Origin of the sequence: Zarconia navalis LEGE 11467, from assembly GCF_015207075.1 — a bacterium.
Lineage (GTDB): Bacteria > Cyanobacteriota > Cyanobacteriia > Cyanobacteriales > Geitlerinemataceae > Zarconia > Zarconia navalis.
Genome location: NZ_JADEXN010000199.1, coordinates 1 through 8,450, shown reverse-complemented (window position 1 = coordinate 8,450; position 8,450 = coordinate 1). Strand labels below are relative to the sequence as shown.

The window sequence follows — 8,450 nt, the reverse complement described above, 5'->3', positions numbered from 1 at the left end:
GGCCTTTACCGGACCGACGGAAGTGGGACACCTGATTATGGAAGCGGCAGCCAAAAGCAACCTCAAGCGCGTCACCCTCGAACTCGGCGGCAAAAGTCCCAACATTATTTTTGCCGATGCCGACATGGAACAAGCACTTGCCGGGGCGCATTTTGGGTTGTTCTTCAATCAAGGACAGTGCTGCTGTGCCGGTTCGCGAGTGTTTGTCGAAGAAAAGTGCTACGACGAATTCGTCGCTAAAACCGTCGAAGGTGCCGCCCGTCGCACCGTGGGCAATCCCTTCGATCTCGACACCATGCAGGGACCTCAGGTTGATAAAGTGCAGTTCGATCGGGTGATGGGTTACATCGAAGCTGGGATGCGCGAAGGGGCGCAGATGCTTTGCGGGGGAACTCAAGTAGGCGATCGCGGCTACTTTATCAAACCCACGGTTTTCGCCGACGTGCAAGACGACATGACCATTGCCCGCGAAGAGATTTTCGGCCCGGTGATGAGCATCATCAAATTCAAAGATATCGATGAAGTGGTGCGGCGGGCGAATAACACGATATACGGCTTAGCAGCTGCGGTGTGGACGCAAGATCTCACTAAAGCCCACGCCATCGCCCATTCCGTCCGGGCGGGAACGGTCTGGGTAAACTGCTACGATGTCTTCGATGCGGCTGCCCCCTTCGGCGGATTCAAGCAGTCGGGTATGGGTCGCGAATTGGGCGAATACGGATTGCAGCAGTACACCGAAGTGAAGACGGTGACGGTGAAGATGTAGAACTTCGGGGGCTTTGGAGGCTTCGGAGGCTTCGGGGGCAATGAGCGCGCTTACTCTTAACTATTCCCTCATTTCTGAATTCCGAATTCGGAATTCAGAAATGGGATTTCGATGGTAAATTCGGTTCCTTCTCGGGGGATGGAATTGCAGCTTAGCTGTCCTTGGTGGCGATCGACTACGATTTGATAGCTAATGCTCAGTCCCAACCCCGTTCCTTTGCCGATGGGTTTGGTGGTGAAGAAGGGGTCGAATAGTTTCGATCGCACCTCATCGTCGATGCCCGACCCGTTATCGCGAATGCGAATTAGGATTCTCCCGTCACTGTCTCCTTCGCCAATAGCGTCCGTTTGAATGTGGATGGTACTGGGGTTCTCTTTCATTTGAGCGGGCGTACGCTGGCGATCGCGTTCTTCAAGGGCATCGATGGCATTGACCAGGATATTCATAAAAACTTGATTGAGTTGTCCGGCACAGCACTCGATTTTGGGCAGGTGGCCATAGTCTTTTACCACTTGAACTTCCTGTCGCCCAGATTGCGATCGCAAGCGGGTTTGTAAAATGGTTAAAGTACTCTCGATGCCCTCATGTAGGTCTACTTCTTTCACCTCTGACTCATCCAGTCGAGAAAAAGTGCGCAACGATTTGACGATGTCGCGAATGCGATCGGTGCCGACACTCATCGATTGGAACAATTTGACAAAATCTCGTTTGAGAAACGCCAATTCAATGGCTTCGATCTCCTGGGCAATTTCTGGAGTGGGTTCGGGGTAATCTCGTTCGTACAGATCGACTAAGCCCAGTAAGTCTTGCAAATAGTCTTTTGCATGGACTAAATTGCCGTGAATGAAGCTCACGGGATTGTTGATTTCGTGAGCCACACCCGCCACCAATTGACCCAAGCTCGACATTTTTTCATGTTGAACCAGTTGGGCTTGAGTGCGTTGCAGAGTTTGTAAGGCGATCGCTAACTCAGAGGCCTTCGTTTGGCTTTGGGTGAAAAGTTCTGCCCGATCGAGGGCGATCGCCAACTGGGTGACGATCGCCTCTAGCAATTCCACCTCATCTTCCGTCCAGGGTCGCACTTTCCTAACGTGGATGCAAGTAATAATTCCCAGTCTCCCTGAATTATCTAACACCGGCAGCACCAACATCGACTGATTGCCCAACTGCTGCAAAAACTCTCGAACCTCTCGATTTTCAACCTCGCGTACATCGTCAATTCGTAGGGTTTTTCGATGTAACAGGAGTGCGCAGAGCGGGCCGAATGCTGCTACCCGATGGCGACCGACAAAACTGGGCAAACCGGGCGATCTCACTTCATCCATCACATCCCAATACTCTCCGTCTGGTTCGACGGTATGCCATGCAAAGTGGCAGCGGTCGACCATTAGAAACCGTTGAATCTCCCGAACAGCTCGATCGACGATCGTGCTAAAGTCCAGGGAATGGAGAATTTGCTGGGTGAGTTGATTGAGAATCTTTTCTCGCTGTGCCTGTTGTTGCAATTGGTGCTGGCTTTCCAGAAGTGCTGCTTCCGAGCGCATTCGTTCGATTTCCGCACCTGCTCGCGCGGCAAAAATTCGCAAAATCGAAGATTCTAAATCTGTATCCCATTCCATGGGTTGGGTATCCAATACCGCTATCAGTCCCAAGGTATTTCCCCGTCTATCTACAACCGGGATACCTGCATAGCTTTGAGCGTCGAGCGCCACTAAGTCGGGATCGTCAGGAAAAATACACTGTACGTTCTTCGAATATAGATGTAGCTTTTGGCATTTATATACATCATCGCAAAGGGTTTGGGCTAAGTCGTACTCGAAACGATCGCCAAAGTTGTCTCCCTTCCAAAATGCCAGCGTTTGCGCTCTTATTTCGTTCCCCGGTATTAATTGCGCGATGAGAACGTATCGCACTTGCAAAACTGCAGAGAGATATCGAACGCAAGCACGAAAGAAAGCCTCCCCAGTCTTCGATGCCGTACCTTCTACAATCAGACGTAGGGCTTCTTCTTGACGCTTGCGATCGCCGATATCCTCAATGACCTTAATCAAGTATTGCGCTTCCTGGCGCGCGTCTCGCACCAACTTGGTGGTGGTTTGCATCCAAATCGGCGTTCCATCCCGACGGAGGTAGCGTTTTTCTTGAGAGTAGCTCGAGATCTGACCCGAATGTAAGGCTTGCCATTGCTCTTCGGTCACCGCTCGATCTTCCGGGGCGATCGATTCCCAGTAAAGCCTCGATCCTTGCAACTGGTCTGCCGTATACCCCAAACTATCGCAAAGCTTCTGGTTGACCATCAGCCACCGACCGTCCAACCCAATTTTGGCAACTCCCACAGCTGCCTGCTCGAATAAAGAGCGGAATTGGGCTTCGCTCTCCCGCAACGCCGCTTCCATGACTTTGAAATCGGTAATATCCGTCGCCACTCCACAAAGGGCGTAAGGCCGACCCGCTTCATCCTCGATCGTGAACTTATGAGTCTGAAACACGTGCGTTCCATCGGCTTGAGGAATGTCCTCTTCCATCTGAAACGGCTTGCCGGTTTCGAGAATCTCTCGATCGATTTTGTCGAGTTGCTCGGCCATTTCTTGAGGAAATAGCTCGTAGTCGGTTTTGCCGCAAGAGGCTTCCCGAGGAATGCCAAATATATCTGCGGTTCGTTGGTTAACGAGGATGTACTGACCGTCGAGATTGAGATAGTCTTTGACAAAAATACAAGCGTTGGTATTCTCGACGACCGCCTGTAGGAGTTGCTGCTGCTGTCTCAGTTTGGCTTCTACTGCGATGCGATCGCTAATATCTTTAAGGGTGCCTTGAACTACGGCGATATTACCATCTCGATCGTGAGACACCGAGATATTAAACACCACCCACCGCCAACAACCATCTCTACATTGGTGGCGAAATTCCTGACTTTGAACTGATGCTCCAGTTTCGATCGCCTGGTTGAAAGAGAGCACAGTTGTTTGTAAATCTTCTGGATGCACCAGGGACGCAAAGGAATATCCTACATATTCGGAGCGATCGAGACCGAACATTTTCTCGAATGCTGGAGAAAGATAGGTCAGCGTTCCATCCGGCTGGCAAGACCAGATCGTATCTTCCACATTTTCAACCAAGTGGCGATATTTCGCCTCACTTCTTGCCAGGGTCGCTTCTGCCGCTCGGCGCTTGTCAATCTCTTGCTGGAGTTGGGCAACGGTTCGCTCCAACTCCACCGTACGCTCCTTGACTTTGGCCTCTAGTTGAGAATTTGCAGCTTGCAGGGCGAGTTCGGCTTGCTTGCGTTGAGTTACCACTTCCGTTCGCATGACCAGACCGCCAATTTCTCCAGCTTCGATATACCAGGGGCGCACCTCCCAATGCAGCCAATCGATGCTGCCATCCTCGCGAGCAAAGGCTTCCTCTTCACATTTTTCGATCGCGCCGGCGAGACAATTCTGGTGAATGGCTTTCCATCGAGTGCCGATTTCGGGAAAGATCTCGTAGTGAGACCGTCCCGCCAAATGGCGATCGCCAAGTCCGTAATCCGATCTCCAGCGCCTGCTAACCGCCACGTAGCACATTTGGCGATCGAGGATCGCGATCGCTGCAGGCATCTGTTCGAGTGCCAGGCGAAGGTACTTTGCCAGGTCGTGAGTACTCAATGAGGGCGTATCGCTTCGATCGGGCATAAGTCTTACGTACTAAAGGAGGTCAATACCTCAAATCTCGATAAAACGGGTAACCCAGTCAGAAAAATGGATGTATTGGAGGAAAAAACATCGACTTGATACTCGATCGGTAGCAGTCGAATTTCAAACTCTTTTCCCCCAACGAGTTTTGAAAGACAGGTAAGGGTTCCCTATGTCTATCTTCCACAATCTGATGGGCGATTGTCATTCCCCATTGGTGAAAGGTTAAGGTTATATTCACTTTGTCAACTTCCCAATCATTGACCCAAAACCCGGCACGCGCGGGGGTCTCCCCCCAATCCCCCCGGTGGGGGACGAAACGCCTCCCGGTCGCGCTCGCCGGTCGTTGTGCCCCTGCGTACAAGAGGGAGATCGTGAAAAACTATAGCCTAAAAGGGATCTAGCTCTTCAATCCAATCAACTTGACATTTGGTCAAATTGCTTAACCTTTAACGAATGGTCATTCCCCATCTCATTCCAAACCGATCGAGATCTACGCAAACACGAGATAATCCATAACGCGTGTCGGCGATCGCTCTTGAATCGCGTGAGCGAGCGCCGGTAGAAACTCCCTAAAATCCCTATTCATTTCATCCCCCGCTTCAAACACGGGGGCTTTGAGTCTCCCGTATTTCTTTAGGTAAACTCTCTTCTTTGCGGCTTTTACGATCGCACCCGAAATAGAGCGCGATCGCCATCGAACTGCTACCCAACCCGTTTAACGGATGCCGTAAGTTACCAAAATCCCCAGTTCGATTTGCACTGTCGGTCGCCCATCATCGCCAGATATCGAATTATCTGCGGGATAGCACGAAGTAGAAATGGGAGTGTAGCTGTGAACTTCGACCGCAGCGAGCACATCCATCACCCGAACGCCCAGTGCTCCTGCCATGGCATCGATCCGACGCCGCGCATCTTCAATGGCTGATATGCGAGCTTCATTTTCGAGTCCGGTCACATCTTCGAGCGAGCAGTAGTTATTGGAGTAATTGTAGTACAAGTTCTCATCATCGAGATTGATAGCTTGAGCAATCTGGAGGATGCGATCGATCTCTTCTTGAGTGGGATCGAGCAACGTCACGACTAAGTTCGCCCCACTAGGACCGTAATAATAAGGCTCGGAGGGATTAAGATCGATTTCCACGGCATCTTCAGCCACTCCAGCCGCCATCAAAGTTTCCACGATCCGCTGCATCTCAGCTCGGGCAATCGGTTCGTTAGGACTGAGGGAGCCATCTTCGAGATAGGTTTCGGGGCGATTGAAATACAGTCTGATTTCCGCTTTTTCGGCTGTGGCACTGGCAATCCCCCGACCGTAGGTGGTTATCATCCGTCGGTCGCCAGTAAATAGCTGAGAAAGCTGGGGTTTGCCCTGCGAGGTTGTTGTAGCTGTGGCAGAACTCGAAAAATATAACCCAGTCGCCATTGCAGTGGAGGCAACCGCAGCAACGAGAACATTTGAGAATCCGATGGCTTTCATTTGAAATACTCCTCACGTTAGAAATCGATGGGAACGGACGCAAAGTTTTTATCTGTTGGAGAATCTATCCGGTGCGATCGATCCTGTCAAATTTAGCGTAGGATGCAATTGACCCACTGACAACCCAAGCATTGCGATCGGATATGGAGCAGAAGGTGTAGAGTTTCAAATTCAAAATTACGTCTGATGTGAGTTATAGTAGTTCGCGCCCTTTTCGTTACAAGTTTTGCGGGTTCGGGAATGGGGAATGGGGAATGGAAAAAGCCGGTTTCATCGATTGTGTAAATAAACTGATGCCGAAGCGTTATATCTAAAACCCTGAAGAAGGTGGGGAACGCAGAACGGGTTGTAACAAATTACAAAAAAGTCAGAGTTCGAGCGTTTATTACACATTCGGCATCAATTCAAAATTCCGAAGTCTCCTCATCCTGGGAGCGATTCATCAGGAGTCCGAAGCGGGGGAAGCGGCGAGCGACTCTTCTAGCAAAAAAGCCCCGCGCTCGAAGCGCACGCTCCAATAGCCACCGGGATTGCAAGCGAGAACCACTCCCTCTTCCCCCACCGCAATCAAATTGGGGGGGCGCAGCATCGGCATGGGATCGGCGGTTTTTAGGTAAGGGGGTAGAGTGACGACTCGCACCTTGTCTCCAACTGCAAATTCTTTCATCCTGGCACTCCAATTCGCTGTTAATCCTTTGAGGAATTGAACCCGACCGGGCGCGACCGTTCGTTTCACCTGGCATTTGATGCGCGATCGAAGGAAATCGAGCGTTTTGAGGTCGGCTCGTTATCCATCATTATCCACTGCCCCGACCCAGATGGAAAAGAAGCTCGACCGAAGTCTTGTTCCGATCGGCTTTTAGAGCAAGGTCAATTTCGGATTGGCTTGAAAACCGGGAAAAATATCGCTCAATTTTGTTTCTGGAATTTGCAGATGTTGAGTCAACAGCGGGGCGATCGCATCTCGAAAATCCGTCGTAATTGCTAAATCTCGCCCTTCATACCGTTGGGACTCTGCTAAGCCCGGCCACTCGCCAAGTACCCGACCGCCGCGAATGCCACCTCCAAGTACCCACATGGCGTTTCCGTAACCGTGATCGGTGCCGCTGTTACCATTGGCCGCCACCGTACGACCGAATTCCGACATCACCACGATCGCCGTATCTTCGTAGAGGGAACCCAGCTCGCGCGCCAAAACGGCTAATCCCTCTCCCACGGGTTTGAGGGCGCGATTGAGGCGACCTTTCTGATTGATGTGGGTATCCCATCCCCCCAACTCCAAAAATCCGAGCTGGGTGCGAGCGTCTCCAACCATCAATCGGGCCATCCGGCGGGCATTGCGAACGAAATCTTCCGGAGGAGGTGCGCCGGCATTGGCTTCTTGGGTTTCGGCTTGCAACTCGGCCATCAGAATTTCCCGTGCGGCATCCCCATCTCGATAGGCTCGAGCCAGGGCATCGCTGCCACTGTATAGGCGATCGAATGCCGCATTCACTTCCGGTCGATCGATGGTTAACTCCCGACCGGCACCGCGACCCCTGGGTAGATTCGCCACCGCCATCGACCCTTTCAAGATATAAGGTGTGGTCGTACCGACACTGACTGCCTGGGTGGGAGTTCCGTGAGGGAGTACCGCCAGAACGCGATTCATCCAGCCATCGGTTGTGGATTGCTCGGCTGGGGTTCCGGTTTCCATATCGAACTGAGCGTCAAAATGAGAACGGGTGGAATCGGGGGAACCGCAGGCGTGGATGAAGGCCAAACTTTTCTCTTCCCACAATGGCATCAGAGCTTCGAGAGATCGATGCAAGCCAAACTGACCGTCGAGATCGATCGCCCCATCTTCTTCCCCCGGCTTGGGAACGGACACTCCTCTGCGGAGTTCGTAATAGTCGGCTTCGCGGTAGGGAACCACCACGCTCAGACCATCGATCGCCCCCCGCAAGAAAATAACGATCAGGCGTTTTTGGTGGCTTTGTGCGGCCAAACTTCGGGCGACCCACCCATGGCTTCCCACACAGATCGTTCCGGCAGCACCGAGAAGGCTGGCATAGTGTAAAAATTTTCGTCGTTTCATAGCTCGATCGTCAATGGTTGATGGTTATTTTCTTCTGACCCAAAAAATACCGATGGTAAGAAACCACAAAGACACAAAGGGCGCGAAGTTAGAAGAAGATTGGCGATTATCCTACGTCGGTAAGGTTCTCATCCCTCATCGATACATCATCTCCGGACTCCCGAGAATAAGTGAAGAGCGTAAAGATTTCGGACTTGAGGCGATCGTCTCTTGGGTATTGTCTGAGAAGGCATTTCCCAAGGTGCGCGACAGCGACTCGGGTTCGACTTCTTCGTTATTCCCAAATCGACCTTTGGCGATCGCAATTGCTACATTAACTCGCCGAATCGTAGCATCTGGACTCAACCAAGCTTCTTCGGTATTGGGATACCCGTCGGGTGTCCGACAGCCGAATAGGGGCATACTCAGTTGGGTGAGGTTGCTAACAACTCGACCGAATTTCGGCTCTTGAGT

The 8,450-nt window shown here is 51.6% G+C and carries 6 protein-coding genes; 1 reads left to right on the top strand and 5 read right to left on the bottom strand.

Annotated elements, in window-relative coordinates:
• A partial coding sequence (locus IQ235_RS11875; RefSeq protein ID WP_264321675.1) for an aldehyde dehydrogenase family protein occupies positions 1-766 on the top strand: 766 nt, incomplete at its 5' end.
• 68 nt (positions 767-834) lie between these two features.
• Here the strand turns inward: IQ235_RS11875 and IQ235_RS11870 are convergent.
• The 5 genes from IQ235_RS11870 to IQ235_RS11850 all read right to left on the bottom strand — a co-directional run.
• Positions 835-4,440 (bottom strand): PAS domain S-box protein, encoded by a 3,606-nt coding sequence (locus IQ235_RS11870; RefSeq protein WP_264321674.1) that lies wholly within the window; start codon positions 4,438-4,440, stop codon positions 835-837.
• Between the two features lie 718 nt (positions 4,441-5,158).
• Positions 5,159-5,920, bottom strand: a complete 762-nt coding sequence (locus tag IQ235_RS11865) for an SIMPL domain-containing protein (RefSeq protein ID WP_264321673.1) — start codon at positions 5,918-5,920, stop codon at positions 5,159-5,161.
• Positions 5,921-6,362: 442 nt separating this feature from the next.
• Positions 6,363-6,656 (bottom strand): regulatory protein SipA, encoded by a 294-nt coding sequence (gene sipA / locus IQ235_RS11860; RefSeq protein WP_405196666.1) that lies wholly within the window; start codon positions 6,654-6,656, stop codon positions 6,363-6,365.
• Positions 6,657-6,779: 123 nt separating this feature from the next.
• Positions 6,780-7,997: a DUF1501 domain-containing protein gene (locus tag IQ235_RS11855; protein ID WP_264321672.1), complete on the bottom strand. Its 1,218-nt coding sequence runs from the start codon at positions 7,995-7,997 to the stop codon at positions 6,780-6,782.
• A 135-nt stretch (positions 7,998-8,132) separates the two neighbouring features.
• Positions 8,133-8,450, bottom strand: a 318-nt coding sequence (locus IQ235_RS11850; protein ID WP_264321671.1) for a DUF1800 family protein, incomplete at its 5' end; no start/stop codon positions are given.

What these genes read in the sequence shown, in the direction of transcription:
- IQ235_RS11870 (WP_264321674.1), bottom strand. Translation starts at nt 4,440, where the DNA reads ATGCCCGATCGAAGCGATACGCCCTCATTGAGTACTCACGACCTGGCA.
- IQ235_RS11865 (WP_264321673.1), bottom strand. Translation starts at nt 5,920, where the DNA reads ATGAAAGCCATCGGATTCTCAAATGTTCTCGTTGCTGCGGTTGCCTCC.
- IQ235_RS11855 (WP_264321672.1), bottom strand. Translation starts at nt 7,997, where the DNA reads ATGAAACGACGAAAATTTTTACACTATGCCAGCCTTCTCGGTGCTGCC.